This is a genomic window from Microcella sp., assembly GCF_030645145.1.
Lineage (GTDB): Bacteria > Actinomycetota > Actinomycetes > Actinomycetales > Microbacteriaceae > Microcella.
The window spans coordinates 14,787-38,990 of sequence record NZ_JAUSMI010000051.1 but is presented as its reverse complement, the minus strand read 5'-3'; the positions used below and the strand labels follow the sequence as shown (position 1 = coordinate 38,990).

At 69.9% G+C, this 24,204-nt stretch carries 26 protein-coding genes and 1 pseudogene; 10 read left to right on the top strand and 17 right to left on the bottom strand.

Going from position 1 to position 24,204, the window contains the following annotated elements:
* Positions 1 to 12 precede the first annotated feature (12 nt).
* Entirely contained in the window at positions 13 to 711 is a 699-nt protein-coding gene (locus Q7T15_RS03120) for a TetR family transcriptional regulator C-terminal domain-containing protein (RefSeq protein ID WP_304693173.1), read from the top strand.
* A 260-nt stretch (positions 712 to 971) separates the two neighbouring features.
* Here the strand turns inward: Q7T15_RS03120 and Q7T15_RS03115 are convergent, their stop codons facing one another.
* The 4 genes from Q7T15_RS03115 to Q7T15_RS03100 all read right to left on the bottom strand — a co-directional run bounded on the left by Q7T15_RS03115 (position 972) and on the right by Q7T15_RS03100 (position 5,108).
* Entirely contained in the window at positions 972 to 1,784 is an 813-nt protein-coding gene (locus Q7T15_RS03115) for an ABC transporter permease (RefSeq protein ID WP_304693172.1), read from the bottom strand.
* A 12-nt stretch (positions 1,785 to 1,796) separates the two neighbouring features.
* Positions 1,797 to 2,666, bottom strand: a complete 870-nt coding sequence (locus Q7T15_RS03110) for an ABC transporter permease (RefSeq protein ID WP_304693170.1) — start codon at positions 2,664 to 2,666, stop codon at positions 1,797 to 1,799.
* A gap of 100 nt (positions 2,667 to 2,766) precedes the next feature.
* A complete protein-coding gene (locus Q7T15_RS03105; protein ID WP_304693168.1) occupies positions 2,767 to 3,945 on the bottom strand; it encodes an extracellular solute-binding protein in 1,179 nt (392 codons plus the stop codon).
* A 122-nt stretch (positions 3,946 to 4,067) separates the two neighbouring features.
* Complete coding sequence (locus Q7T15_RS03100) at positions 4,068 to 5,108, bottom strand: ABC transporter ATP-binding protein (RefSeq protein WP_304693166.1); 1,041 nt, start codon at positions 5,106 to 5,108, stop codon at positions 4,068 to 4,070.
* A 129-nt stretch (positions 5,109 to 5,237) separates the two neighbouring features.
* On the opposite strand from Q7T15_RS03100, the gene Q7T15_RS03095 reads away from it, so the two are divergent.
* Together Q7T15_RS03095 and Q7T15_RS03090 are read left to right on the top strand one after the other, a co-directional pair.
* On the top strand, positions 5,238 to 6,095 hold the full coding sequence (locus Q7T15_RS03095) for a FadR/GntR family transcriptional regulator (protein ID WP_304693164.1): 858 nt from the start codon (positions 5,238 to 5,240) through the stop codon (positions 6,093 to 6,095).
* Complete coding sequence (locus tag Q7T15_RS03090) at positions 6,092 to 6,808, top strand: cache domain-containing protein (RefSeq protein ID WP_304693162.1); 717 nt, start codon at positions 6,092 to 6,094, stop codon at positions 6,806 to 6,808. Before Q7T15_RS03095 ends, Q7T15_RS03090 begins: the two co-directional genes overlap by 4 nt.
* Positions 6,809 to 6,827: 19 nt before the next feature.
* Here the strand turns inward: Q7T15_RS03090 and Q7T15_RS03085 are convergent, their stop codons facing one another.
* Complete coding sequence (locus tag Q7T15_RS03085; protein ID WP_304693198.1) at positions 6,828 to 7,910, bottom strand: Glu/Leu/Phe/Val dehydrogenase dimerization domain-containing protein; 1,083 nt, start codon at positions 7,908 to 7,910, stop codon at positions 6,828 to 6,830.
* Between the two features lie 178 nt (positions 7,911 to 8,088).
* Between Q7T15_RS03085 and Q7T15_RS03080 the strand changes: the two genes are divergently transcribed.
* Positions 8,089 to 8,559, top strand: coding sequence for an Lrp/AsnC family transcriptional regulator (locus tag Q7T15_RS03080; protein WP_304693160.1), 471 nt, complete (start codon positions 8,089 to 8,091; stop codon positions 8,557 to 8,559).
* Positions 8,560 to 8,569: 10 nt separating this feature from the next.
* On the opposite strand, the gene Q7T15_RS03075 is transcribed toward Q7T15_RS03080, so the two are convergent.
* On the bottom strand, positions 8,570 to 9,529 hold the full coding sequence (locus tag Q7T15_RS03075; protein ID WP_304693158.1) for a sodium-dependent bicarbonate transport family permease: 960 nt from the start codon (positions 9,527 to 9,529) through the stop codon (positions 8,570 to 8,572).
* Between the two features lie 171 nt (positions 9,530 to 9,700).
* On the opposite strand from Q7T15_RS03075, the gene Q7T15_RS03070 reads away from it, so the two are divergent.
* Complete coding sequence (locus tag Q7T15_RS03070; protein ID WP_304693156.1) at positions 9,701 to 9,979, top strand: helix-turn-helix domain-containing protein; 279 nt, start codon at positions 9,701 to 9,703, stop codon at positions 9,977 to 9,979.
* A 3-nt stretch (positions 9,980 to 9,982) separates the two neighbouring features.
* Here the strand turns inward: Q7T15_RS03070 and Q7T15_RS03065 are convergent, their stop codons facing one another.
* Positions 9,983 to 10,240, bottom strand: coding sequence for a zinc-ribbon domain-containing protein (locus Q7T15_RS03065; RefSeq protein WP_304693154.1), 258 nt, complete (start codon positions 10,238 to 10,240; stop codon positions 9,983 to 9,985).
* 137 nt (positions 10,241 to 10,377) lie between these two features.
* Between Q7T15_RS03065 and Q7T15_RS03060 the strand changes: the two genes are divergently transcribed.
* Positions 10,378 to 10,956: a PadR family transcriptional regulator gene (locus tag Q7T15_RS03060; protein ID WP_304693152.1), complete on the top strand. Its 579-nt coding sequence runs from the start codon at positions 10,378 to 10,380 to the stop codon at positions 10,954 to 10,956.
* Positions 10,957 to 11,038: 82 nt separating this feature from the next.
* Positions 11,039 to 12,673: an AarF/ABC1/UbiB kinase family protein gene (locus Q7T15_RS03055; protein WP_304693196.1), complete on the top strand. Its 1,635-nt coding sequence runs from the start codon at positions 11,039 to 11,041 to the stop codon at positions 12,671 to 12,673.
* A gap of 5 nt (positions 12,674 to 12,678) precedes the next feature.
* Here the strand turns inward: Q7T15_RS03055 and Q7T15_RS03050 are convergent, their stop codons facing one another.
* A complete protein-coding gene (locus tag Q7T15_RS03050; protein WP_304693150.1) occupies positions 12,679 to 13,020 on the bottom strand; it encodes a hypothetical protein in 342 nt (113 codons plus the stop codon).
* Positions 13,021 to 13,169: 149 nt separating this feature from the next.
* On the opposite strand from Q7T15_RS03050, the gene Q7T15_RS03045 reads away from it, so the two are divergent.
* On the top strand, positions 13,170 to 13,502 hold the full coding sequence (locus Q7T15_RS03045; protein ID WP_304693148.1) for a YciI family protein: 333 nt from the start codon (positions 13,170 to 13,172) through the stop codon (positions 13,500 to 13,502).
* A 7-nt stretch (positions 13,503 to 13,509) separates the two neighbouring features.
* Here the strand turns inward: Q7T15_RS03045 and Q7T15_RS03040 are convergent, their stop codons facing one another.
* On the bottom strand, positions 13,510 to 14,214 hold the full coding sequence (locus Q7T15_RS03040) for a class I SAM-dependent methyltransferase (RefSeq protein ID WP_304693146.1): 705 nt from the start codon (positions 14,212 to 14,214) through the stop codon (positions 13,510 to 13,512).
* 69 nt (positions 14,215 to 14,283) lie between these two features.
* Between Q7T15_RS03040 and Q7T15_RS03035 the strand changes: the two are divergent.
* A pseudogene (locus tag Q7T15_RS03035) lies at positions 14,284 to 14,574 on the top strand (DUF5655 domain-containing protein); the annotation flags it as partial.
* A 162-nt stretch (positions 14,575 to 14,736) separates the two neighbouring features.
* On the opposite strand, the gene Q7T15_RS03030 reads toward Q7T15_RS03035, so the two are convergent.
* The 7 genes from Q7T15_RS03030 to Q7T15_RS03000 all read right to left on the bottom strand — a co-directional run bounded on the left by Q7T15_RS03030 (position 14,737) and on the right by Q7T15_RS03000 (position 22,086).
* Entirely contained in the window at positions 14,737 to 15,624 is an 888-nt protein-coding gene (locus Q7T15_RS03030; protein WP_304693145.1) for an NAD(P)-dependent oxidoreductase, read from the bottom strand.
* A 1-nt stretch (position 15,625) separates the two neighbouring features.
* Positions 15,626 to 16,261, bottom strand: coding sequence for a DAK2 domain-containing protein (locus Q7T15_RS03025; RefSeq protein WP_304693143.1), 636 nt, complete (start codon positions 16,259 to 16,261; stop codon positions 15,626 to 15,628).
* A gap of 6 nt (positions 16,262 to 16,267) precedes the next feature.
* A complete protein-coding gene (locus Q7T15_RS03020; RefSeq protein WP_304693141.1) occupies positions 16,268 to 17,269 on the bottom strand; it encodes a dihydroxyacetone kinase subunit DhaK in 1,002 nt (333 codons plus the stop codon).
* Entirely contained in the window at positions 17,266 to 18,414 is a 1,149-nt protein-coding gene (locus tag Q7T15_RS03015; protein WP_304693139.1) for an ABC transporter permease, read from the bottom strand. The genes Q7T15_RS03020 and Q7T15_RS03015 overlap by 4 nt, the downstream gene beginning before the upstream one ends.
* On the bottom strand, positions 18,411 to 19,454 hold the full coding sequence (locus Q7T15_RS03010; protein WP_304693137.1) for an ABC transporter permease: 1,044 nt from the start codon (positions 19,452 to 19,454) through the stop codon (positions 18,411 to 18,413). Before Q7T15_RS03010 ends, Q7T15_RS03015 begins: the two co-directional genes overlap by 4 nt.
* 1 nt (position 19,455) lies before the next feature.
* The gene (locus tag Q7T15_RS03005) at positions 19,456 to 20,967 is read right to left on the bottom strand and encodes a sugar ABC transporter ATP-binding protein (RefSeq protein WP_304693135.1); all 1,512 of its coding nucleotides are present in this window, start codon (positions 20,965 to 20,967) and stop codon (positions 19,456 to 19,458) included.
* 75 nt (positions 20,968 to 21,042) lie between these two features.
* A complete protein-coding gene (locus Q7T15_RS03000; RefSeq protein WP_304693133.1) occupies positions 21,043 to 22,086 on the bottom strand; it encodes an autoinducer 2 ABC transporter substrate-binding protein in 1,044 nt (347 codons plus the stop codon).
* Positions 22,087 to 22,466: 380 nt separating this feature from the next.
* Here Q7T15_RS03000 and Q7T15_RS02995 point away from each other — a divergent pair, with 380 nt between their 5' ends.
* Positions 22,467 to 23,216, top strand: a complete 750-nt coding sequence (locus Q7T15_RS02995) for a DeoR/GlpR family DNA-binding transcription regulator (RefSeq protein ID WP_304693131.1) — start codon at positions 22,467 to 22,469, stop codon at positions 23,214 to 23,216.
* Positions 23,217 to 23,230: 14 nt separating this feature from the next.
* Here the strand turns inward: Q7T15_RS02995 and Q7T15_RS02990 are convergent, their stop codons facing one another.
* Positions 23,231 to 24,073: a phosphatase PAP2 family protein gene (locus tag Q7T15_RS02990; protein WP_304693129.1), complete on the bottom strand. Its 843-nt coding sequence runs from the start codon at positions 24,071 to 24,073 to the stop codon at positions 23,231 to 23,233.
* Positions 24,074 to 24,204 lie beyond the last annotated feature (131 nt).

Here is a 24,204-nt window from a genome sequence, read left to right as displayed (position 1 = left end):
GCGGGGGCGGGCATGTCAACAGCGGGCGAGGTCGACGGCCGGGTCTCGCCGGGCGTCGCTGTCGGCCGGGTCACGCCGGGCGCCGCTGCGGCGATCGCGGATGCTCGGCCTCGCGCTTCTCGCACCTCCCCCGCCGATCGCGCCGCCCAGCTGGCAACGGCTGCCGAGGGCCTCGCGCTCGAGGAGGGCCTGCACGCCCTCACGCTGCGCGCCGTCGCGGCGCGGGCCGGAGTCGCCTCGAGCCTCGTCGCGCACTACGCCCCCAGCATGGAGCGCCTCGTCGCCGACACCTTCACGTCGATCGTCGGGGCCGAGCTCGCCGAGGTGCGCGCTCACGCGATCGCCGTGCGCGATCCGAACGCCCGGCTGCAGGCGCTGCTCGCGACTCTGCTCGACGGCAGCCGCGACGACGTCACGGGGGTGTGGGTCGACGCGTGGAGCATCGCGCGCCGGTCATCCGTGCTCGCCGAGGCGGTGCGCGAGCAAATGACGGCCTGGCACTCCGCGATCGTCGACGCGCTGCGGGCCGCCGCGCCCGCGTCGATGCACGTGCGCGAACTCGACCGCGTCGCGGCGCACGTGCTCGCAATGGTCGACGGGCTCAACGCGCACGAGCTCGTCGACTACGGTCCGACCGGCTCGGGGCTCGCACTCATCGCGCGCGTCGTCGAGCGCGAGCTGTCGCTGCCCGAGGGTGCGCTGACCCGCTGATGCGGGCAGAGCATTCGACGGCTGGCGGGTTCGCGCACAGAACCGCGTCCATCGGGCACTTGTTGCGGCCTCCCACCGAGAGGAGCGCAACAACTGCCCGATAGACGCCTGCAGCGCACGATCGGCCAGCCCAGGCCGCCCACCACGACTCGCGCCACCCGCCCCTCGCGACCGCCCCCCACCGCGACACGAGGGGCAGGGGCGCTGACGCGCGTGAGCGGATGCTCGAGCCCGGGCCGCGACCCGCGCCGAGCATCCTTCTACCGCTCGTCCTCCTGTGCCCGGGTGAGGCGCTGCGAGACGTAGACGGGGATGAACGACAGCAGGATGAGCACCGTCGCGATGACGTTGACCTGCGTCGCCTCGTTGGGGCGCGACATCTGGTTGAAGATCCACAGCGGCAGGGTGTCGACGCCGGCCGGCGCGGTGAAGATCGTCACGACGAGCTCGTCGAAGCTCAGCGCGAAGGCGAGGAGCGCTCCCGCGACGAACGCCGTCCGGAACTGCGGGAAGGTCACGAGCCGGAAGGTCTGCCAGAGGCTCGCGCCGAGGTCCATCGAGGCCTCCTGCATGCTCGGGCTCATGCGGCGCAGGCGGGCGAAGACGTTGTTGAACACCATGACGATGCAGAAGGTCGCGTGGGCGACGATCATCCCGAAGTAGCCGAGCTGGATCCCGATCGGCTCCAGCACGTTGTTGTAGGTGTTGCTGAAGGCGACACCGGTGACGACGCCCGGCAGGGCGATCGGCAGCACGATGAGCAGGTTGACCGTCTGCTTCCCGAAGAATTCGAAGCGCTGCAAGGCGAAGGCCGAGAGCGTGCCGAGCAGCAGGGCGATGACCATCGCACCGAGGCCGACGATGACCGAGTTGCCGACGGCCGTCCAGAGCGCCTGGTTGGCGAACGCGGCCTCCCACCAGCGGAGGGAGAACTCCTCGATCGGCCAGCTCGGGATGCGCGCGGCGTTGAACGAGTTGACGATGACGAGCATGAGCGGCACGTACATGAACACGAGCACGATGCCGACGACGGCGCCGAGCGCGATGCGTGCCCCGCGAGTGAGTCTGAGCATGAGCGGCCTTCCCTACATCCGCTCGAGGGCGCCGGTGCGGCGCGTGCCGAGCAGGTACACCACGACGAACGCGATCGGCACGAGGGCGAACGCCGCGGCGACGGGCGGGTTGAGGTTGATGTTGTTGGCGATGACCGAGCCGATCATCTGCGTGCGCCCGCCCACGAGCTCGGCGGCGATGTAGTCGCCGAGACTCAGCGAGAACGTGAAGACCGAGCCGGCGATGAGGGCCGGGGCGAGGAGCGGCAGGACGACGGTGCGGATGGTCGTCCAGCCCCGCGCGCCGAGATCGGCGCTCGCGTCGAACAGGTTGACGGGGATCTGCCGGATCGCCGTGTAGACGGGCAGAGCCATGTACGGGAACCACAGGTACGTCAGGGTGAGCACGACCGTGGTCTGGCTGAAGCCGGGGCCCGAGATGCCGAAGACCCCGAAGAAGGAGTTGAAGAAGCCCTCCTCGGTGAACGTCACGCGCATCGCGAGGATCTTGACGAGGTAGCCGGCCCACAGCGGGAGGGTGATGGCGACGGCGAGGAAGGCGCGCATCCACGGCGAGGCGATCTTCGCCATGTAGATCCCGAGCGGGATGGCGAACGCCGCACTCACGACCGTGACGGTGAGCGCGATGCCGAGCGTGCGCAGCGAGGTGGAGAGGTAGGCCTGGTTCGAGAGCAGCTGCTCGAAGGCGTCGAACTGGAACGCCGGTGTCACCTTCGAGGTGAACGGGTCGACGCGCCAGAAGGCCGTCGCGAGCAGCAGCGCGAGCGAGGCGATGTACAGCCCGACGAGCCACACGAGCGGCAGGGTCAGGAGCGAGCCGAGCCGCAGTCGACGGCTGCGGTACAGCAGCGTCGAGACGGGCTTGGTGGCGGTCGACGTCACGAGCGTCCTTCGGTTGCGGGGCGGGCGGGCTGAGGAGCGATGAGGGGATGCTCCGGGGCGGCGCCGTGGTTCGGCTCCGCCCCGGAGCGGTGTCTGGGCTCTAGCCCTTGACCGACACCCAGGCGTCGGTCCACTCCTGGAACGAGGTGCACGTGACGTCCGTGCGCCCGTCGAGGCACTGCTCGATCGGGGTCGTCCAGTACCAGACGTTCTCGAAGTACTCCTCGTTGAGGGCGTTGAACTCCTCGCAGTGGGCGGCGGCCTCGTCGTTGAGCTCGCAGAACGCGCCGTTGGCGGGCGCCATTCCGAAGTTCATCGCGATCTTGCCGTTGACCTCGGCCGAGCTCGTGTAGTTCATCCACTCGTAGGCGCAGTTCGGGGCGTCCGACTCGGCGGAGATCATCCAGGCGTCCGACCAGCCGGTCGAGCCCTCGACGGGCAGCGTGCCCTGGAGCCTGTCGTCGGCGGCGAGCTTGCGCAGGATCTCCCACGACGTGCCGGCGACGGTCGTGCCGCCCGCGAACGACGTGATCTGGGCGACGGGGTCGCTCCAGTACTCCGAGACGAGGTCGTTCTGCTGCTGCAGGAGCTCGATCGCCGCGGCGAGCTGCTCCTCGTCGAGCGCGTACGGGTTCTCGATGCCGAGCTCGGGCTCGTGGTACATCAGGTAGACCGCCGCGTCGGCGATGTAGATCGGCGCGTCGTACGCGGTGATCTGGCCGGCGTAGGGGCTGTCGGCCTCCCACACGATGTCCCAGCTCGTGGGCTCCTCGGTGACGACCTCCGTGTTGTACTGCAGGATGTTCGCGCCGCGGCCGATCGGGATCCCGTAGACCTTGCCGTTGATCGTGTCGTAGAGCTGGCCCTTCATGCCCTCGACGATGTCGTCGGAGAAGTTCGGGATGAGCTCGGTGTTGATCGGGGCGACGTCTCCGCCGACGATGAGGCGCAGACTCGCGTCGCCCGAGGCCGACACGAGGTCGTAGTCGCCCGTGCGCATGAGCTGCACCATCTCGTCAGAGGTGCCGGCGACGCGACGGTTCACGACGCAGCCTGTCTCGTCGGTGAACGCGTCGGCCCACTCGGGCTCGACGAAGCCCGACCAGGCGATGATGTCGACCGCGTCCTCGTAGTCGCCCTTCTCGTCGAGGGTGGGGACGTCGGGCACGTCGAACGTGAGCTCGCCGGCGCCGTTCGAGCCGGCGTCGGCTGCGCAGCCCGCGAGCACCAGCGCCGCTGCTGCTGCCATGGCGGGGAGCGCGCGATAACGCTTCTTCATGGTTCTCCTCTGTTTCTCTCGGTGGGTGATGCATGGGGGTGGGTCGGATGTTGCGGGTGGTGCGGTGACGCGATCGGGGGCGGATGCTCGGCGCGCGGTCGGCGCGAGCTCGAGCATCCGCATCAGGGCACGACGGCCGCGTGCTCCGTCGCCCAGACGACGCGCACGCGATCGCCGCGCGACCACGGCGCCGTGTCGTTCGGCGCGTGGTCGTTGTGGCGCTCGGCGATGACGCGGAGGCCGTGCTCGCCCTCGACGATGTAGCGCGTCGCGGGGCCGGTGTAGACGAGCTCGGAAATCGTTCCGAGGACGCTGGTCTCGTGCGCCGCGGGGGCCGCATCGGCGGGGGCGATGCGCACCCGCTCGGGGCGCACGGTGAAGGCGCGGGACTCGCCCGTGAGCCGTTCGGCGAGGTCGGGCGCGATGAGGTTCGAGACCCCGAGGAAGCCGGCGACGAACGCCGTCTGCGGGAACTCGTAGACCTCGCGCGGTGTGCCGACCTGCTCGACGCGGCCCTGGTTGAAGACCGCGATGCGGTCGCTCAGGGTGAGCGCCTCCTCCTGGTCGTGCGTGACGAAGATGAAGGTGATGCCGACCTCGCGCTGGATCTGCTTGAGCTCGATCTGCATCTGCTCGCGCAGCTGCTTGTCGAGGGCGCCGAGCGGCTCGTCGAGCAGCAGGACGCGCGGGCGCAGGATGAGAGCGCGAGCGAGAGCGATGCGCTGGCGCTGGCCGCCGGAGAGCTGGTGGGGCAGGCGGTCGGCCGCGTAGCCGAGCCGCACCTGCTCGAGGGCCTCGGCGACGCGCTGCTGCGTCTCGGCCTTCGGGGTCTTCCGCACGGTGAGGCCGTACGCGACGTTCTGCGCGATCGTCATGTGCGGGAAGAGAGCGTAGTCCTGGAAGACCGTGTTGACGGCCCGGTCGAAGGGCGCGGAGCGCGTGACGTCGTCGCCGTCGAGCAGGATGCTCCCGCTCGTGACCTCCTCGAAGCCGGCGATCATGCGCAGCACGGTGGTCTTGCCCGAGCCCGACGGGCCGAGCATGGAGAAGAACTCGCCCGAGCGGACGGCGAGGTCGAGCTCGGCGACGGCGGTCGTGTCGCCGAATCGCTTGCTGACGCCGCGCAGCTCGACGGCGTGAGGGGTGGCGGCGGTGTCTGCCATGGGCGGCGGCTCCTGGTGCATCGGTGGACCGAGGTGATAACTATAAACATATGGTTTCATAGGTAATGTTGCAAGGACGTAACGGTCTCGTGTCGGTCCGGTCGCGCCGGACGCGAGGAGGAGGGGTGCATGCTCGAGCACTCCCTCGCGCACGCCGCGCATCCGGACCGCGCGCCGACGGCGCCGATGGGCGCGAAGGCGGAGAATGACCGGGTGACCCCCGCCCCCCGATCCGGCCGGCCGACGCGACTGCACCGCGCGGTGTTCCAGCCGATCGGCGACGAGGGGCGCGCCGCCCTCGTCGAGCGGCGCATCGCCGACGCGATCATCGGCGGCGTCCTGCCCTCGGGCGAGCGCCTGCCCGCCGAGACCGACCTCGCGCGCTCGTTCGGCGTCGCGCCCGCCACCGCTCGCGAGGCTCTCCTCGCTCTTCGCGAGCGCGGACTCATCGTCACTCGCCGCGGCCGCAACGGCGGCAGCTTCGTGAGCGACGACGCCGACCCCGCCGCGTTCGCGCTCCGCACGCTCGCCGAGACCTCGCGCGTCGCCCTGCGCGACCTCGCGGCCCACTACCTCGCGATCACGGTCGCGTGCGTCGAGCTCGCCGCCCGTCGTGCCGACCCGAGCGAGATCGCGGCGATCCGCGCGCGCCTCGACCGCGTGCGCGACGACGACCTCGCCGCGTGGCGGCGCGCGACCGACGACACGCAGATCGAGCTCGCAGCACTCAGCCAGTCGGCGCGCCTGACGCGCGAGCAGATGCGCCTGCAGGGCGAGCTCTCGCCGTTCTTCGCGCTCGTCGACACCGACGCGGATGCCCGGCTCTCCAATCGCACCGACCTCCTCGCCCTGCTCGACGCCGTCGCCGAGGGCGACGAGGTGCGAGCCGGGGCGATCATCCGCGCCAAGATCCACCGCTGCGTCGACTGGCTCATCGACCTGCGCGAGTCCCCGTCCGCGAGCCCCGCCGAGAGGACCGCCCCGTGACCTCAGCCACCCCCGCCGCCGCAGACCGGACGGCCCCCGACCCCGTCGCGCTCGTCACCGAGTACTTCGGCCGCGCGATCGACTCGCTGTCCTCCTGGACGGGCGAGCTCGCCGCCGCTCTGCGCGACGCGGGCGGGCGCGGCGCCGTGACGACCGAGGTGCTCGACGACCTCGTCGAGCCCTACGCTCGCCGCACCTTCGACTCGCTCGACCTGCCCGTGTACGGCGCAGGGTTCATCGCCGCTCTCGACTGGCTGGCCGACGCGCGCAGCCACCTCGCCTGGTGGCAGGGCGCCGACCACGCGAAGCTCGTGCTCGCCTCGCAGTCGGTCAACAAGGAGCTCATCGACTACAGCGAGCTCGAGTGGTACCGCGTGCCGCAGGCGAGCCGCGAGCCGCACGTCGCCGGCCCCTACGTCGACTACCTCTGCAGCGACGAGTACACCATCACCGTCGCCGCCCCCGTCGACCTCGACGGCGAGTTCGTCGGCGTCGCGGGTCTCGACCTCCTCATCGACCAGGTCGAGCGCGACCTCCTGCCCCGGCTGCGCGCCTTCGGCGACGACATCTCGATCGTCAACGGCGTCGGCCGCGTGCTCCTGTCGACGAGCGCACGGCGCGAGACGGGCGACTCGATCCGGGGCGCCGCGCTCGAGGGCTTCGACCGTGGCGCGTGCCCCGGCATGGCACTCGAGGTGCTGACCGCGCGCTGACGGCCCGACCGAGCGCCGGTCAGCCGGCGAGCGCTGCGAGCGAGGACGCCGCCCGCGCCCGCTCGACGCGCTCGACCGCGAGCGCCTCCGCCGCGGCGAGCGGCGTCACGCCCTTCGCCCGAGCCGCGCAGAGGATCTCGGAGAGCGTGTCGCCGATGCCGCGCAGTCGCGCGTCGATCGCCGCGGGCGAGGCGCCGTCACCGGTGAGGGCGAGGTGGATCACGCCGCCGGCGTTGACGACGAAGTCGGGGGCGTACAGGATGCCGCGGGCCGCGAGGTGCTCGGCTCCCGACCGGTAGGCGAGGGGGTTGTTGGCCGGGCCGACGACGGCGCGCACGGGAAGCGTCGCGATCGACGCGGGAGTCAGGACCCCGCCGAGGCCGGCGGGCACGAACACGTCGGCCGGGGTCGTGAGGGCTGCGTCGACGTCGATCCACGTCGCGCCGAGGTCCGCCGCGAGCCCGCGCTTCGAGTCGGCGATGTCGGTGACGAACAGCTGCGCGCCCGCACGGGCGAGGCGCTCGGCGAGGCGCGAACCCACCTGCCCCAGACCGGAGATCACGAACGAGCGGCCGACGAGCGAGCCCGAGTCGAAGAGCTCCTCGATCACGCGCTCGATCGAGACGAACACGCCGAGGGCCGTGCCCTCCGCGGGCTCCCCCGCTCCGCCGTTGGCGGCGGGCAGGCCCACGACGTGCTCGGTGCGCTCGCGCACGACGAGCATGTCGTGCTCGGTCGTGCCGACGTCCTCCGCGGTGCGGTAGCGGCCGTCGTAGGTCTCGATGAGTTCGCCGAGGTCGAGCAGTGCTGCGCGGCGGCGCTCGTCATCGACGACGTCGTCGGGGCCGAGCGCGATGACCGACTTGCCGCCGCCGGCGCCGATGTCGGCGAGCGCGTTCTTCATCGTCATGGCCGAGGCGAGGCGCATGGCGTCGGCGACGCCGTCGATCCACTGCGGGTAGCGCCACATGCGGCAGCCGCCGAGCGCGGGGCCGATCGCCGAGGAGTGCAGGGCGACGGTGATCGCGAGGCCCGAGCGCTCGCCGCGCACGGTCGAGACGCGCTCGTGGGTGAACTCGGGCAGGGGGGCGGTCGGCATGATGACTCCAGAGTGATCGGTGCGGTCGTGGGCGGGATCGATCCGGGGCACGCGCGGGATCGCCGCTCGCGCACCGGTGCGCATCATGACCAGTGAGTCAACGCCCAACGCGCCAGTTTCGCCAGACCCGCCCGAAGAACTGGTCGATTCGACCAGCGCGAGCGCGTACAGTGAGCGCAGCATGGTCAATTCGCCCAGACTCCTGGATCGGTCGAGCCGGCGCATCCTCGCCGCTCTCGACCGCGATCCGCGCGCGACGGTCGGCTGGCTCGCCGACTCCCTCGGCCTCGCGCGCGGGACGGTGCAGAACCGCATCGGCCAGCTCTTCGACGGCCGCACCCTGCGCCCGCACTCGATCACGGCCCACCCCGAGTCGCTCGGCTACGCCGTCCGCGCGATGGTGACGGCCGAGGTCGACCAGCACCGCTTCGACGACGCGATGGTCGCGCTGCGCGAGATCCCCGAGATCATCGAGTGCGTCGCGATGTCGGGCGTCAACGACCTGCTCATCCAGGTCGTCGCGCGCGATGCCGACCACCTCTACGAGGTGGGCCAGCAGATCCTGCGGTGCCCGGGCATCCGCCGCACTGCGACGTCGCTCGTGCTCAAGGAGCTCATCGAGCACCGCATCGCCCAGCTGCTGGCCGACTGAGCGGGCGCCGTCACGCGAGCGCCGCGGCGAGCTGGGCCAGCAGCGGGATGCCCACGACGAGGTTGAACGGGAAGGTCACGCCCAGGCTCGCCGCGAGCGGGATCGCCGGGTTCGCCTCCGGCAGCGAGTAGCGAACCGCGGCCGGCGCGGCGATGTAGGAGGCGCTCGCGCACAGCACGCCGAGGATCGCCGAGCCCCCCGCCGGCATGCCGATGAGCGCACCCGCGACGACGCCGAGGGCTCCGGCGACGAGCGGGAAGACGAGGGCGAAGGCGACGAGGCCTAGCCCCGCGGCGCGCACCGAGCGCAGGCGCGTGCCCGTCTCGATGCCGAGTCCGAGGAGGAAGAGCGTCAGCACGCCGCGGAAGGGGTCGCCGAACAGCGGCTCGACGGGCGAGTAGCCCTCGGCCCCGATCGCCCACCCGAGCAGGAGACCGCCGACGAGGAGGACGATCGACTTGCCGGCGAGCACCTCGTGCACCGCACCCGCCCAGCCGACGTGGCGCGCGGCGTGCCGGTTGGCGAGGAGGAGGCCGACGATGATGCCGGGGATCTCCAGCACGGTGAGCAGGGTCGCCGCGTAGCCGGGCACCGCGGTGCCCGCCGACTCGAGGAAGACGAGGGCCGCCGTGAAGGTGACCAGAGAGGTCGAGCCGTAGTGGGCGGCGACCGCGCCGCGATCCACGGGGCCGAGCCGCGACAGCCACCGCAGCGCGCCGTAGGCGCCGAGCGGGATGACGATGCCGAGGGCGAGGGCCAGCGCGACCGGTCCGACGACGTCGCCCACCGTCTCGCCGCGCAGGGCGACGCCGCCCTTCACGCCGATCGCGAGCAGGAGGTAGATCGAGATGGACTGCGAGAGCGCCTCGGGCATCCGCAGGTCGCTGCGCACCGCGACGGCGAGCATGCCGAGCACGAAGGCGAGGACGGGGGCGCTGACGATGTTGGCGAGCACGGCGTCGAGGGTCATGGGTCTCCCGGGGGCGTGGGGCGGGGCGGGGACGCGGCGGCGCTGCCGTGATAGGTGAAGCAGGCTTCACCGGAAGTCGACAATACATGAAGCAGACTTCACCCGTCGAGGCGACGCGGCGCGGGTCGCCGCTCCCGCCCGTCCTCGGCGGCGACCTGGTTGGATGGGCGCATGGCCGGCTGGACGTTCCTGACGCACCACGCGCACGTGCTGCTCGAGGTCGCGAAGAACCCGGATGCGACGGTGCAGGAGATCGCCACCGGGGTCGCGATCTCCACGCGGTCGGCGGTGAGCATCCTCAACGATCTCCAGGCCGCCGGGTACCTCGAGCGCGAGCGCCGGGGCCGCCGCAACCACTACGTGCTGCACCCCGAGCAGCCCATGCGTCACCCGTCGAACGCGACCCACACGGTCGACGAGCTCATCCAGGCGCTCGCCGACCTGCTCTGAGGGCTAGACCATCCGACGATTGCGCTCGGCCCACTGGAGACCGTGCTCGGCCTGATCGCGCGTCAGCACCGTGGCCGCCCCGCAGTTCGCGCACACGACGGCGTGCTTGCGCCCGAGAGTGACGAGGGGGACGAAGAAGAGGGAGAGCTTCGTCGCGGTCTCGATGATCTGCTGCGGCGCGGCGACCCCGCAGTGCTCGCACACGAAGTGGACGTCGGCGAGGACGCGGTCGCGGTGGGTCGAGCCGAAGATGAAGAGCATCGCGTCAGCATAGGCAGACGCTCAGGTCCCTCGGCAGGGGCTTGCGGCCGGCGGTGAGCGCGCATCCAGCGATGCGGCGTAGCGTCGAGCGCAGCACGGCGGCCGTTCGCGCCGCCCTCTCCCGAAGGGACACCCCGATGCGCAGCTCCTCCTCCGCCGGCTTCGACCTCCGCGAGGCCGTCGACGGCCTCCGCGACGCGTTCTCGCCTCGCTCCGGCGGGCGCTCCTCCTCGACCGCGGGCCGCGGCGACATCCGCGTCGCCGTGCTCTCCGCGCTCTCCCGCGAGCCGATGAACGGCCACCAGGTCATTCAGACGATCGCGGCCGCGAGCGGCGGGGCGTGGATGCCCGGCGCGAGCCAGGTCTACCCGATGCTGCAGCAGCTCACCGACGAGGGCCTCCTCCACCCGCAGAACGACGGCGAGCGCACGGTCTACTCGCTCACCGAGACGGGCCGCGCGGCCGCCGCCGAGGCGACCGCCCACGCCGCCGCGGCGTCCGATGAGCACGACCACGAGCACGCGCGCCGCGACGAGCACGACTGGCGCCTGCCGCGCTGGGACGAGACCTCCGCCGCCGTGCCGCGCGCCGGCGCCCGCCTCGCCCAGGCCGCCGCCCAGGTCGCCCAGTCGGGCTCGCGCGAGCAGAAGGAGCGCGCGGCCGCCCTCCTCGACGAGACGCGCCGCAAGCTCTACGCCCTCCTCGCCGAAGGCTAGGAGGGTGCCGACACCCGGCGACGAATCGCTCTCCGCCGAGGTCAAGCGCGATCCGGCCCTGCGGGCACGCTACCGGCGCATCATGCGCTTCGCGGCGCGCGCGCTCGTACAGGCCTGGTGGTTCGAGCTCGTGCTGCCGCGGTTCGGCCTCGCCCGTCTCGCGGCGCGCGGGCGCATCCGTCGCCTGCAGCGGCTCTCCCGTCGCTTCCACGACCTCGCCGCCGATCTCGGCGGGCTCATGATCAAGGTCGGCCAGTTCCTGTCATCGCGCCTCGATGTACTGCCGCCGGAGATCACGCGCGAGCTCGAGGGGCTGCAGGACGAGGTGGCCCCCGAGCCGTTCACGGCGATCGTCGCGCAGGCCGAGCGCGAGCTGGGCATCCCCCTCGATCGGGCGTACGCGTTCGTCGACCCGACGCCCATCGCGGCCGCCTCTCTCGGTCAGGCGCACCGCGCGCGCCTGTCGCCGGGCATCGCCGCCGACCTGGGCTTCGAGGACGTCGTCATCAAGGTGCTGCGGCCCGGCATCGAGCAGATCGTCGAGGTCGACCTCGCCGCGCTGCGCCGCGTCGGCCGCTGGCTCTCGCGCGTGAAGCTCGTCAATCGGCGCACGGACGCGCCCGCACTCGTCGAGGAGTTCGCGACGACGAGCCTCGAGGAGATCGATTACGTGCACGAGGCGATCAACGTCGAGCGCTTCGCCGCCGACTTCGCCGACGACCAGCGCGTCGGCACGCCCGTCGTCGTGTGGGAGCGCAGCGCCCGCCGACTGCTCACGCTCTCCGACGTGACGGCCTTCAAGATCACCGACGTCGCCGCCCTGCAGGCCGCGGGAATCGACCCGAACGCCGTCGCCGCCGAGCTCGCGCGTGCGACGTTCGAGCAGATCTTCGTCGCCGGGTTCTTCCACGCCGACCCGCACCCCGGCAACATCTTCGTCACACCCGCGGCAGGCGGCGAGCTCGGCGGCTTCGCGCTCACCTTCATCGACTTCGGCATGATGGGCGAGATCGACGACGAGCTGCGCGACGGGCTGCGGCAGTTCATCTTCGCGGTCGCCGCCCGCGACGCCCGCGGGTGGGTCGCGGCGACGCAGCGCCTCGGCGTGCTGCTGCCCTCGGCCGACACGGTCGAGCTCGAGCGCGCCATCTCGGCCCTCTTCGACCGCTTCGGCGGCATGGGCGTCGCCGAGCTCACGCGCATCGACCCGCGCGAGCTCGAGGCCTTCGCCCGTCAGTTCAGCGAGGTCATCCGCACCCTGCCGTTCCAGCTGCCCGAGAGCTTCCTCCTGCTGATCCGGACGATCTCGCTCATCTCGGGCGTCACGAGCGCCCTCAACCGCGACTTCAACATGTGGGACGCAGTCGACCCCTTCGCCCGCACCCTCCTCAACGGCGGCGGGGGCGGGGCGACGGCTCGATCGCTCGGTCGCGAGGCCGTCTCGATCATGTCCGCGCTCGCCCGGCTCCCCCAGCGGGTGGATGCTCTCGCCACGCGCATCGATCGCGGCGAGCTCGCCGTCCGGAGCCCCGAGGTCGAGCACCGCCTGCGGGTCATCGACGGCAGCGTGCGCCGCACGACCTCGGCGATCCTCTTCGCCGCGCTGCTCATCGGCGGCATCCTGCTGCGGCCGAGCGACGAGGTGCTCGGCGGGGTGCTCATGGGGGTCTCGGCGGTGCCGCTGCTTCACGCCGTCGCACCCTGGCGCCTCCGGTAGCGGGCTCAGATCCCCCAGTCGTAGCCGTCGAGGCCCGACACGTCCGCGACGTCCTCGCTCCAGGACGGCCGATTCGGGTCGAGCTCCTTGGTCCGCGACTCGAGGATCTCGACCATGTGCGCGTCGGCGAGGTCGACGTCGAACTCGGCGGTGGGCACCGAGAGCATCTGGCTCGCGGGCCCGATCAGTATGTGCGCGACGCCCTTGCCGAAGTTCTCGGTGAAGGCGGGGAGGACGACGAGGTCGGACGAGCCGCTGCGCGCGAGCGCCCGCCCGTACCGCAGCACCGCCTTGCACACCTGGTCGCTGATGATGATCGATCCGCCTGCGTAGTACAGCTTTCTCATCCCGCAAGACTGGGCGCCCACGACCGATGCGAAAACGGCCTTGCCTCGGACGCCCGGGGTCGAAATAATTCGACTCCTGTCGCTGGGACCGCCGGAACGTCGCGCGCGCCGCGGCGTGTGCCGAGCATCCGAACCGAAGGAGAACCGCGATGACCAAGTACGTGATCTCGTTCCCGAGCGGCGTCATGGACGTGCCCGACGGAGAGTGGCAGCAGGTCGTCGACGAGTCGCACCAGGTGATCCGCGACATCAAGGCCGCGGGCGCCTACGTCTTCGGCGGGGGCATCAACGAGGAGGTCGAGCCGGTCGCGGTCGCCGCCGACGGCGCGGTGAGCGGGCCGGTCTACCAGCCCTTCGACGGCGGGTACACGATCATCGAGGTGCCGACGCGCGAGGCGGCGCTCCACTGGGCGCAGCGGATCGCGGCCGCGTGCCGCTGCCCGCAGCAGGTGCAGGAGTTCATGTACGACCCGGAGTCGTAGGCGCGCCTCAGCTCTTCTCGAGCACGAGGAACAGGAAGCAGAGGAACCCGCTCTTCTCGCCGCTCCGGAGCTTCGGGGGCAGGAGCTCCGGCGGCGCGTCGGGCGAGACGAGTGGCTCGGCGAGCGCCGCGATCCGGAGCCCGGCCGCGAGGACCGCATCGGTGATCGCGTGGAGCGGGCGGTGCCAGTAGGTCAGCGTTCCCGCCTGCCCGGCGAACTCGTACTCCTCCGAGAACCGCCGAGTGACGAAGTAGTCCTCCTGCGGGTAGCTGATCATGTAGACGGTCGGATGGTTCACCGAGACGATCAGCCGCCCGCCGGGCCTCAGCACGCGGCGGAGCTCGGCCAGCGGCGCCGACCAGTCCTCGAGGTAGTGCAGGACGAGCGAGGCGACGACGTCGTCGAACGACTCGTCGTCGTACGGGAGCGGCTCGGCGATATCCGCCACCTCGAGCGGCACGCCGTCTCCCAGCCGCCGGCGCGCGAGCTCGATCATCGCGGGGCTCCCGTCGAAGCCGCTCATCTCGGCGCCGCGCTCGCGCAGAGCGGCCGAGAGCGGGCCCGATCCGCAGCCCGCGTCGAGGATGCGCCGGCCACGGACATCCCCCGCCAGCGCGATCATCGCGGGCCGCTCGTAGTGGGCGTTGACGAGGCTCGAGGCGTTCTCCGCGTCGTAGGCCTCGGCGAACGCGTCGTAGTGGTCGGTCTTCATCGGGTCCTCTCGGCAGCGACGACGTCCGGGAACCCTAGCGGGCGACGCGACGACGCGTAGGGTTCCCCCATGACCGGGCCTGCTCCTGGGGAGGAGTTCTTCGCCGACGACGAGACGGCCCTCGCCGTCTACCGCGCGCTCGCCTCCGCCATCGCGCCGCTCGCGAGGGTGCGCGTCGTCGTGTCGAGGAGCCAGGTCGCCTTCCGGGCTCGTCGAGGATTCGCGTTCGCGTGGGCGCCCGGCCGATACGTGACCTCTGACGTCCCCGTCGTCGTGTCGTTCGCGCTGCGGGAGGAGCTGCGATCGCCCCGCATCAAGGAGGTCGCCCATCCCGCCCCGACGACGTGGATGCACCACGTCGAGCTGCGCGGGCCGGACGACGTCGACGCCGAGCTGCTGGAACGGCTCACCCAGGCGCACGCCGAGTCGGGCGAGTCGGGCGAGTCGGGCGAGTCGCAGCTGACGATGGCGCGTAGTGACGAGATCGTCGGCAGGCAGCTGCCGTGGGCGCGGCGAGACCTGTTAGCGCGTCAGATCGACTCCAGCCCGTGCTGCGATCGCCTTGATGAGCGCGGATGCATTCTCCTCGCCGTAGCCGGCATCCATAGCGTCATCGATGTAGCCCGCGGCGACGCTCACGCCCCGGATCGGCGCGTCGAGCTCGCTCGCGAAGGCCGTGATCAACCGCGCATCCTTCTGCATGAGGGCCAGCGCGAACGAGGGCGAGTAGTCGCCCGCTCGCACTGCCGCGCCGACGCCGTCGAAGATCGGCGAACGGAAGTCGGTCACAGCGAGCACGCCGAGCACCGCATCGAGGTCGAGCCCTGCCTTCGCCGCGAGCGAGAGCGACTCACCGAGCGCGAGCAGCTGCGACGCCACGATGAGATTGCCGACGAGCTTCATGCGCACGCCGGTTCCGGAACCGCCCATGTGGTGCACCGAGCTGCTGATGGCCTCGAGCACGGGCCGCGCGAGGCGCATCGTCTCATCGTCGCCGCCGGCGACGATCCAGAGACCGCCAGCCGCCGCTTCGCCCTTCGACCCGAAGACCGGGGCGTCGAGGAAGCGCACGCCGCGCTGCTCGAAGGCCTCACGGGCCTCCGCGCTGGCCTCGGGGCTGATCGTCGAGAGGTCGACGACCACCGTGGTCGACGGCACGACAGCGGCGATCCCGTCGGCCCCGAGCGCGACATCGCGGACCGCGGCGTCGTCCGAGAGGCAGTACAGCACGAACTCAGCGTTGGAGACGGCATCGGCGATGCTCGCCGCCTCGAGCGCACCGTGCTCGAGCAGATCGCCGGCACGGCCGGCCGATCGGTTCCAGACGGTCACGTCGTGGTCGGCGCGTAGGAGGTTGGCCGCCATCCCGCGGCCCATCGTGCCGAGGCCGATGACGGTGACGCGCGCCATCTCAGCTCACCGCCGTTCGTGCTGGGCTGTTCGCAGCCTTCCACGACTGCAGGAACCTCAGAAACGCGGTCGCTCCCGGGTCCTGCAGGCCGATGCTGCGGTCCTGCAGCCACGAGGCGCGCCCTCGGCGCGATTGCAGCTCCTTCGACGTGATGACGCCGCGCTCGGCCGCCTCGATCGCGGCGTCGAGCCGCTCGGGCCCGCTCGGGATGTCCCGCAGCGCTTCGGCCGCCGGGAACATCGCGTCGAGGATCGTCTTGTCACCGACCTGCGACTTGCCGCGCTGGCTGATTGACTCCGAGGCCGCCATCGCGAACGTGTTGACGAGGTCGGGCGTGATCGTCTCGGTGTCCGCCCAGACACGCGACCCCGCGAGCAGCGCTCCCGCGACGAGCGCGGCCATGGTCGAGGGGTTCGCGTTCGCGAAGGCCTTGGCGCAGGCGAGCACCACCTCGGTCGGCTTGGACTCGGCAGGTAGCAGCTGCAGGGCGTCGATGGCCGCCTGAGCGCCCAGCGATACGGTGATGCCGAGATCGCCGTCGCCGAGTGCCTGATCGAGGTCGCCGAGCTCGTCGGCGTGCTCGGTGAAGACGACCAGGCATTTCTGGATCGCTTGGCTCAGTTCGTTGCCGTTCATCGTTGTTCAGACCTCTCGGAAGAAGGGGGACTCTGCGGGCGCGTTGAGCAGCGCCAGCCGCTCGTCGTCGAGCAGGAGGAGGGAGATCGAGGCACCGGCCATCTCGAGGCTCGTCGCATACTCGCCGACGTAGTTCTTCGCGATGGTGATGCCCTTCCCTTCCAGAATCTGGTGGGTCCGGCGGAACAGCACGTAGAGCTCCTCCAGTGGCGTCGCTCCGAGACCGTTGACGAGGACGGCGACGCGGTCGCCGGTGGCAGTGCCCAGGTCGGTGATCAGACGCTCGACGAGATGCTCGGCGATCTCATCGGCCGTCTCAAGGGTGCCTCGGTGGATGCCCGGCTCACCGTGGATGCCGATGCCGATCTCCATCTCGTCGTCGGCCAGCTCGAAGCTTGGCTTACCCGTCGTCGGCAGGATCGTCGGCGACAGCCCGACGCCCATAGTCGCAGTGTGCTCGATGATGTCCTCCGCGACGGCGGCGACCTGATCGAGGGAATCGCCGCGCTCGGCAGCGGCTCCGGCGGCCTTGTAGGCGAAGAAGATCCCGGCCACGCCGCGACGGTCGGTCGCGCGCTCCTTCGGCTGGCTCGCCACGTCATCCCGACCGAGCACGGTCATGGTGCGGATTCCTTCGAGCTCAGCCATATCGGTGGCGAGATCGAAATTGAAAACATCGCCGCCGTAGTTGCCGTAGAGGTAGAGCACACCGGCACCGCCGTCGACGGCCTTCGTCGTCTCGAGAATCTGCGCCGACGATGGCGACGAGAAGACGTTGCCGATCGCGACACCGTCGCAGAGCCCCCGACCCACGTAGCCCTTGAACAGCGGTAGGTGGCCCGAGCCGCCACCGGTGATGATGCCGACCTTTCCCGCCACCGGCGCATCGGCCCGGACCAACACGCGGCGATCCTGCCCAGGCGCCTTCAGCAGCGTGGGGTGCGCCAGCAGGATTCCTTCGACGAACTCGTCGACGAAGGCCTGGGGCTCATTGATGATCTTCTTCACGAGTGCTCCGTATCTCTCTGTGCTGTCGCTGGGGTCGGTTCAGGGGATGCTGCACGGGCGTCCGGCGGCGCCTCGATGGCAGGACGTCGTTGTCGTCGGTTCGCCGCGACGTAGTCGAGCACCATCACGGCGATGAGGATCACGCCCTGGGCGATGGCGTACTCGTACGACGACAGCCGCAACGCGGTGAAGCCGCTCGAGACGATCTGCAGGGTCAACGTCGCGAGTACGACGCCGGCGACGGAAGCGAAGCCGCCGTTGGGGTTCGTGCCGCCGAGAACCGCGATCACGATCACGAGCAGCACGTACGAGGCGCCGTAGTCGGCCGATGCCGTCGGGTTGCGCGCCAGGAACAGCACCCCGGCGATGCCCGCGAGGGCGCCGCCGAGCGTGTAGGTACTCATGAGCACCGAGCGGCTGCTGATGCCCGAGTAGCGCGCCGCCACCGGGTTCGCGCCTTCGAGCTGGATCTTGCGGCCGAGCGACGTGGTACTCAGGAAGAGCGCCATGAGCACGGCGATCGCGATGAACAGCACGAACAGAATCGGCACCGGCCCGAGCGCCGTGCGCCCGAACGCTGTCAGCCCTTCCGGTGCACCGTAGAGGGTCGAGCCGCCGGTGGTGACGATGGCGATTCCGTTGAGGATCTGCATCGTGCCGAGCGTCGCGAGGATCGGCGTGATGCCGACGACGCTGACGAGGAAGCCGTTGAGCATGCCGCAGCCGATGCCGACGAGCACGCCCGCGACGATGATCGGCAGGGTGAGGCTCTCGGCGAGCGCCGGGTCGTTCGCGGCGATGCCCGAGTACAGCGCGACCACGGTGATCGCCGAGAGGTTCGCGATCGCGACGAGCGACAGGTCGATGCCGCCGGTCAGCATGGCGAGCATCATGGCGATCGCGATGATGCCGATCTCGGGTGCGGTCACCCCGATGTTCTGCAGGTTGAGCGGGCTGAGGAAGACGCGGGGGTTGGCGATCGCGAAGATCGAGAACGCCAGCAGCAGCGCGACGACCATCCGCCCAGTTTTCCGATTGGCGCTCGCGCGGCCGATGATGTCGCGCGTCACCGTCCCGACGCGGTCGTTGAACCGCGCCCCGTCGCCGGGAGCGGGCGCGCCCGGCGGGCTCTCATTCGCGCTCATGCCGCGCCCTCCTGAACGAGTCGGTCCGATTTGTCCTCATCGAGCGTGTGCACGCGTCGGGCCTTCTTTCGAGCGGCGACCGCCTGCACGCCGACGCCGACAATGAGTAGCAGGCCCACCGCGGCGCGCAGCCACGCGCTCGGCACTCCGGCGAGCAGGAGGCTGTTGTTGATGACCTGGATGAGGATGACGCCGAGCACGGTGCCGATCACCGACCCGCGACCCCCGAAGATCGACGCTCCGCCGAGCACGACGGCCGCGATGATGTCGAGCTCGTCGCCGACGAGATCCTGAGGGTTCGCGCTGCGGCCCATGACCATGTGCGCGATTCCGGCGATGGCGGCGAGCACCCCCACGAGCACGTAGACGAGCACCTGCGTGCGCATGACGCGGAACCCGGCGCGACGAGCGGCCTCGACGTCGCCGCCGATTGCGTACAACGAGCGTCCGAACATCGTGCGCGTCAGCATCCACCAGACCACGATGGCGAGCACGATGGCGACGACGGCCATGACGTGCAGCGAGGCGCGTCCGGTGCCGGTCTGGAAGTCGATGACGGTCATCGACGACATCGCGGCGAGCGACGGCGGCAGCTGAGCGTAGTAGGTCGCTCCGATGTAGGTGTACATGACGCCGACGAAGATGCCCTGCGTGCCGAGGGTGACGATGAGTGTCGGCAATCGGAATCGGGCGATGACGATGCCGTTGATGAGCCCCAGCCCCGCGCCAATCACGATCGCCATGGCGATGATCGCCGCCGCCGGCAGGTCGGGTGCCGTCGTGATCGCGAAGGAGACCGCTGTGTAGGCAGAGAAGATCGCGACGGCCGCGAACGAGACATCGATGCCGCCGGAGACGATGACGACGAGCACGGCCAGCGCGAAGATTAGCGGCACGGTCGCGCTGCGCAGAGTCGAGAACGCAGTGCCGGCAGTGAGGAACGCGGGGCTCAGCATCGACATCGTAATAATGAGGGCGAGCAGCACGAGGGCGAGCACGCCCTCGTTGTTCTTCCCGCGGAAGCGTCGCAGAGTCTGCATGTCAGGCCGCCATCCGCTCGTGAATGCTCTCGGCGCTGATCGCGTCTCCCTCGAGCACGTCCACGACCCGCCCGCGCGCGACGACCAGCACCCGGTGGCAGCACGAGACGAGTTCGGGCGCGTCATCCGAGATGACGACGATGGCCATGCCCGAGGACGCGGCCTTTCGCAGCAGCTCGAGGATCTGCGACTTCGAGCCGACGTCGACGCCCACGGTGGGTCCGTTGAGCAGCAGCACCTTGGGGTCCGTCGCGAGCCACTTCGCCAGCACCACCCGCTGGGCGTTCCCGCCCGAGAGCGAGCGTACGGGCGCCTCGGCGTTGGGGGCCTTGATCGAGAGCGAGGCGAACAGGCGCGAGATGGTCGAGCGAATGCGCATGCCATCGAGTCCGCGCCACCGGTTGCGGTGCCGATCGAGCGACCCCGCGATGATGTTGTCCGCGATCGACTTCTCTAGGAAGAGCCCCTGCGAGAGACGATCCTCAGGGACGTAGCCGATGCCCGCCGCGACCGCATCCGGGATGCTACGGATGCTGACGGGCAGACCGTCGACGAGGATGTCGCCCGAGGCGGCAGGCCGAGCGCCGAAGATCGCTTCGGCAATCTCGGTGCGCCCGGAGCCGAGCAAGCCCGTGACGCCGAGGATCTCGCCCGGGGCGACGGTGAACGAGACGTCGTGGAATGCGCCGGGCAGGTCGAGGTGCGAGACCGTCAGCCTCGCCCGGGCGTCCGGGTCGAGCGGGCTGACGACGCGCGTCTCGTCGAGCTCGGCGCCGGTCATGTGCTGAGCGATCGAACGCCGGTCGAAGTCGGTGGCGAGGCCGCTCGTCACGACGCGACCCGAGCGCATGATCGTCACTCGCTGCGAGATCGCGAGCACCTCCTCGAGCTTGTGCGAAACGAACACGAGGGCGACCCCGCGTGCGCGCAGCCGCTCGACCACGGTGAAGAGGCGCGCGACCTCGCTGTGCGTGAGCGCCGTGGTCGGCTCGTCCATGATGATCACCCGCGCGTCGTTGACAAGCGCACGGCAGATCGCCGTGAGCTGCTTGTCCGCGACCGAAAGTTCGCCGACCTCGGAGTCGAGGTCGAGATCGAGCCCGAGCTCCTCGACAATCGCCTGCGCCTTGGGTCTGATCGCGCGCGCCCGGTAAAAGCGCTGACGACCCGCAACTTCAGCAGTGAGGACAATGTTTTCGGCAACGGAGAGATTCGGAAAAAGTGAAAAATCCTGGTAGATGACCTGAACCCCGCTGGTGATCGCTGCCGTGGCGTTCATCCTGGAGTGCGTCTCGCCGTCCATGATGATCTCGCCGGCGTCGGGCCTCTCCACCCCGGAGATGATCTTGATGAGGGTGGACTTGCCGCATCCGTTCTCTCCCGCGAGGCAGTGGACCTCGCCCGATCGGAGCTCGAGGGAGACGCCGGCGAGGGCGGTAACCCCGCCGAATCGCTTCGTGATACCGCGCACCGAGAGCACCGGCCCCGCGGCATCCGTCTGGATGGCATCCATCGCCGGCCTTTCTGCCGAGGGGCCCCGGGAGCGCGCGAACGGAGCGCGCCCCCGGAGCCCTGCTTGATCGAGACTCTAGAAGTTGTACTGCGCAGCAGTCTCGGCGTCAGCGGCCACCGACGCGTCGCCGACGAAGACATTGTCGTAGCCTTCGAGCTTCTTGAGCGAGGTGTAGCCCTCAATGCCGAGGTCCGTTCCCTCCTCGATCGTCCCACCGTCGGCGAGGATACGCGCGATCTCGAGCTGAGCCTTGCCGGCGAGCGCCGGGTCCCAGAAGAAGATCTTGTCGATCGAACCGTCGGCAAGGTACTGGTTGGCGACCGACGGGATCGAGGTGCCCATGACGCACACGTCGTCCTCGAGTCCAGCCTCCTGCACGGCGCGGCCGATGCCGGGAACGTCATTGCCGGCGGAGCCCTGGAAGCCCTTGATGTTCGGGTACTTCGCGAGGATTTCCTTAGCCCGCTCGTACGCGGTCTCCTGGTTGTCGGTGCTCTCGATCGGCTCCTCGACGCGAGTCATGTCGGGGAAGTTCTCCGTCTGGTTCTGGTAGCCAGCCTCGACCCACTCCATGTGCGTCTTGGCGGTGAAGCCGCCGACGAACTGCACGTACTCGCCCTCGCCGCCCATGCACTCGCCGAGGTTGTCCATGATCCCCGAGCCGTAGGACGCGTTGTCGAACGCCTCGATGTTGATGTCGACGTTCTCGATGCCCGTGGCCTCGTGCGACACGACGATGATGCCCTGCTCACGCGCCTGGGCGAGCACCGACTCGAGTGCCTCGGGCGAGTTGGGGACGACCGTGATGGCGGTCGGCTGCTGAGCGATGAGGTCCTGGATGATCGCGACCTGCTTCTCGGGGCTGACGTCGTCGGCACCCTCCTGGCGAGCGTCGATGCCGGACTCGTCGGCGAACTCCTGCACGCCGACGGCCATGCGCTGGAACCACGGGATGGTCTGCGCCTTCACGACCGTCACCATCGTGTACGCGTCGGTGCCGGCGCCGGCGCCCTCATCGGTGCCACCGCCCGACCCTGCCCCGACGGTGGTGCAGCCGACGAGCAGGAGAGTTGAACTCGCCGCGAGCGCGATGCCCTGGCCAAGTCGAGTGCGATCCATACGTTTACTCCTTTGTGAACGAGTGAGTGGCGGCTTCCACCACCATCAGGACGCGGCAATCTCTGACCATGCTGTGTCTGGATGTGTCGCTGAGTGGGGACGTTAGCGACGATTCACGCATCCTGTCAAGCGATATCGCGCATCCAGTTGCGCACTTTCACGCAAATGTTCGAGTGCAGTGCGCGAGATGTGCAGTGATGCATAAGACGAGCGCAGCTTTCCGCGCTCACTCAACCAGCAATGAGCGGCGGGCGGGCGAGAGGCGAAGCGAAGAAGCTGGCGATCACCTCAACTTTGCGCACTTTCGCGCGGCGAAGGTTCACTTTGCGGCGTCGGCGGTCTAGCCTCTGAGCAGCAGTTCTCGAAGTGGAGGTGAAACCGTGTCGCGTCATGCGGAGATCGTGGATGCCCTGCAGGTCAAGGGATTCCAGTCGGTGCACGAGCTCGCGGGGCGGTTTGACGTGACGACGTCGACCATCCGCCGCGACCTCGAGCGCCTCGAGGCAATGGACCTCATCAAGCGCACGCACGGCGGCGCCGTGCCCGTTCGCCAGTCGGAAACCCCGCACCACTTCAAGGAAGAGCTGCACCGCGCCGAGAAGACCGCGATCGGCCGCGCGATGGCCGAGCGCGTGCTCGAGGGCCAGACGGTGCTGCTCGACGGCGGCACCACCAACCTCGAGGTCGCGCGGCACATGGACCATCAGCGACTGACCGTCGTAACCAACGACCTGCGCATCGCGACGGAGATCGCACGCAAGCAGACGATCCACCTCGTCTTCATCGGCGGAGAGCTGCTTCCGAACTCCTACACGATGTGGGGTCCGACCTCGGTGCAGCAGCTGTCGAACCTGCGCGTCGATGTGGCGATCTTCAGCGCGGACACCGTCAGCGACGACGGCGTATTCAACGCCAGCAGCTACGAGATCGAACTTAAGCGGCTCATGCGCTCCATCGCAAACGAGGCGTTCTTCGTCGCCGACAGCTCGAAATTCGGACGCGAGGCCCTCTTCAAGGTGTTCGGCATGGAGTCGTTCACTGCCGGCATCACTGACGATCTGCTTGACCCGTTGCGCGCCTCGCACTTCCCCATCCCGATCATCCAGGCGAGCGTGCGACGAGGTGTGTGACTGACTTCCGGTCGTCAGCGCGCGGGGGCCGGCGCGTTCTCCACGTCGGCATCCGCCGCCCGGCCGATCCGCACAGTCTCGCCTTTCGGATGCGGGCGGATCGCCCACCAGCACGCGGCGAGCCACAGCGGCGCGAAGAGGAAGCTCGCGAGCACGTCGCTCGGGAAGTGCATGCCCTGATACATGCGCGCCCACGCCACCAGCAACGGGAGCGCGATGGCCGCCGTGACGGCGACAACGCGCACCGCGCTCCGGGACCACGCGAGCACGAGCAGCGCGATGCAGCCGTAGGTCGCGATCGTCGCCGCGACGTGGCCAGATGGGAACGATGACGTCGCCGGCTCGCCCGCCAGCTGCTCGACGTCGGGCCGCGCCCGGCTGATCGCCAGCTGCGTCGCGAGGAAGATGGAGGTCTCCCCCGCCGCGGCCGCCACGACGACCAGCGCCGGCGACCAGCGCCGCGTGACGCCGTGCGCCGCGGCGGCCGCGATGATGGCCATCGCGATGATGCCTGGCGTGTTCCCGATCTGGTCGCCGATGTGCGCGAGGAAAGTCAGAGGGTCGGTCCGGCTCGCCACCAGCCCCTCAATGATCGCGACGTCCATGTCGCGCACCGGCTCCAGAGTCGTCGCGATGAGCCAGCCCAGCCCGATCATCAACGCCCAGAGGGCTGCAGCGGCGGCGACGAGGCCGACTGCGCGCTGCCATCCCGGGAGGAACGACTTCTCGCGGGCAGTGGTGGTCGGGGTCGTCGCGGGCACGATGCGCGTAGTTCGTCGTGCGATGAACCACAGCACGACCGCGACCGGGATCGCCCACCCGATTTCAGCCGCCACTCCGGCGAGAAACTCGATCATGAACGCCCCGCCTCACCGGCCTCCGAGAGGCCCCTCCGACCAGGTGCGGGATCCTGTCCCCACGCATGGTGCCGCACGTGCCCCTGCCGCAGGTTTACTACAACCCTTTTGCAAGCTCGTCAACTTCAGTG

Bases quoted from the DNA above. Each gene is read 5' to 3' on its own strand.
- Q7T15_RS03055 (WP_304693196.1), top strand. From the start codon at position 11,039: ATGCGCTTCGCGGCGCGCGCGCTCGTACAGGCCTGGTGGTTCGAGCTC.
- Q7T15_RS03045 (WP_304693148.1), top strand. From the start codon at position 13,170: ATGACCAAGTACGTGATCTCGTTCCCGAGCGGCGTCATGGACGTGCCC.
- Q7T15_RS03050 (WP_304693150.1), bottom strand. From the start codon at position 13,020: ATGAGAAAGCTGTACTACGCAGGCGGATCGATCATCATCAGCGACCAG.
- Q7T15_RS03075 (WP_304693158.1), bottom strand. From the start codon at position 9,529: ATGACCCTCGACGCCGTGCTCGCCAACATCGTCAGCGCCCCCGTCCTC.
- Q7T15_RS02990 (WP_304693129.1), bottom strand. From the start codon at position 24,073: ATGATCGAGTTTCTCGCCGGAGTGGCGGCTGAAATCGGGTGGGCGATC.
- Q7T15_RS03010 (WP_304693137.1), bottom strand. From the start codon at position 19,454: ATGCAGACTCTGCGACGCTTCCGCGGGAAGAACAACGAGGGCGTGCTC.
- Q7T15_RS03025 (WP_304693143.1), bottom strand. From the start codon at position 16,261: ATGAACGGCAACGAACTGAGCCAAGCGATCCAGAAATGCCTGGTCGTC.
- Q7T15_RS03060 (WP_304693152.1), top strand. From the start codon at position 10,378: ATGCGCAGCTCCTCCTCCGCCGGCTTCGACCTCCGCGAGGCCGTCGAC.
- Q7T15_RS03095 (WP_304693164.1), top strand. From the start codon at position 5,238: ATGCTCGAGCACTCCCTCGCGCACGCCGCGCATCCGGACCGCGCGCCG.
- Q7T15_RS03005 (WP_304693135.1), bottom strand. From the start codon at position 20,967: ATGGATGCCATCCAGACGGATGCCGCGGGGCCGGTGCTCTCGGTGCGC.
- Q7T15_RS03040 (WP_304693146.1), bottom strand. From the start codon at position 14,214: ATGAAGACCGACCACTACGACGCGTTCGCCGAGGCCTACGACGCGGAG.
- Q7T15_RS03080 (WP_304693160.1), top strand. From the start codon at position 8,089: ATGGTCAATTCGCCCAGACTCCTGGATCGGTCGAGCCGGCGCATCCTC.
- Q7T15_RS03100 (WP_304693166.1), bottom strand. From the start codon at position 5,108: ATGGCAGACACCGCCGCCACCCCTCACGCCGTCGAGCTGCGCGGCGTC.
- Q7T15_RS03000 (WP_304693133.1), bottom strand. From the start codon at position 22,086: ATGGATCGCACTCGACTTGGCCAGGGCATCGCGCTCGCGGCGAGTTCA.
- Q7T15_RS03105 (WP_304693168.1), bottom strand. From the start codon at position 3,945: ATGAAGAAGCGTTATCGCGCGCTCCCCGCCATGGCAGCAGCAGCGGCG.
- Q7T15_RS03070 (WP_304693156.1), top strand. From the start codon at position 9,701: ATGGCCGGCTGGACGTTCCTGACGCACCACGCGCACGTGCTGCTCGAG.
- Q7T15_RS03065 (WP_304693154.1), bottom strand. From the start codon at position 10,240: ATGCTCTTCATCTTCGGCTCGACCCACCGCGACCGCGTCCTCGCCGAC.
- Q7T15_RS03115 (WP_304693172.1), bottom strand. From the start codon at position 1,784: ATGCTCAGACTCACTCGCGGGGCACGCATCGCGCTCGGCGCCGTCGTC.
- Q7T15_RS03120 (WP_304693173.1), top strand. From the start codon at position 13: ATGTCAACAGCGGGCGAGGTCGACGGCCGGGTCTCGCCGGGCGTCGCT.
- Q7T15_RS03015 (WP_304693139.1), bottom strand. From the start codon at position 18,414: ATGAGCGCGAATGAGAGCCCGCCGGGCGCGCCCGCTCCCGGCGACGGG.
- Q7T15_RS03030 (WP_304693145.1), bottom strand. From the start codon at position 15,624: ATGGCGCGCGTCACCGTCATCGGCCTCGGCACGATGGGCCGCGGGATG.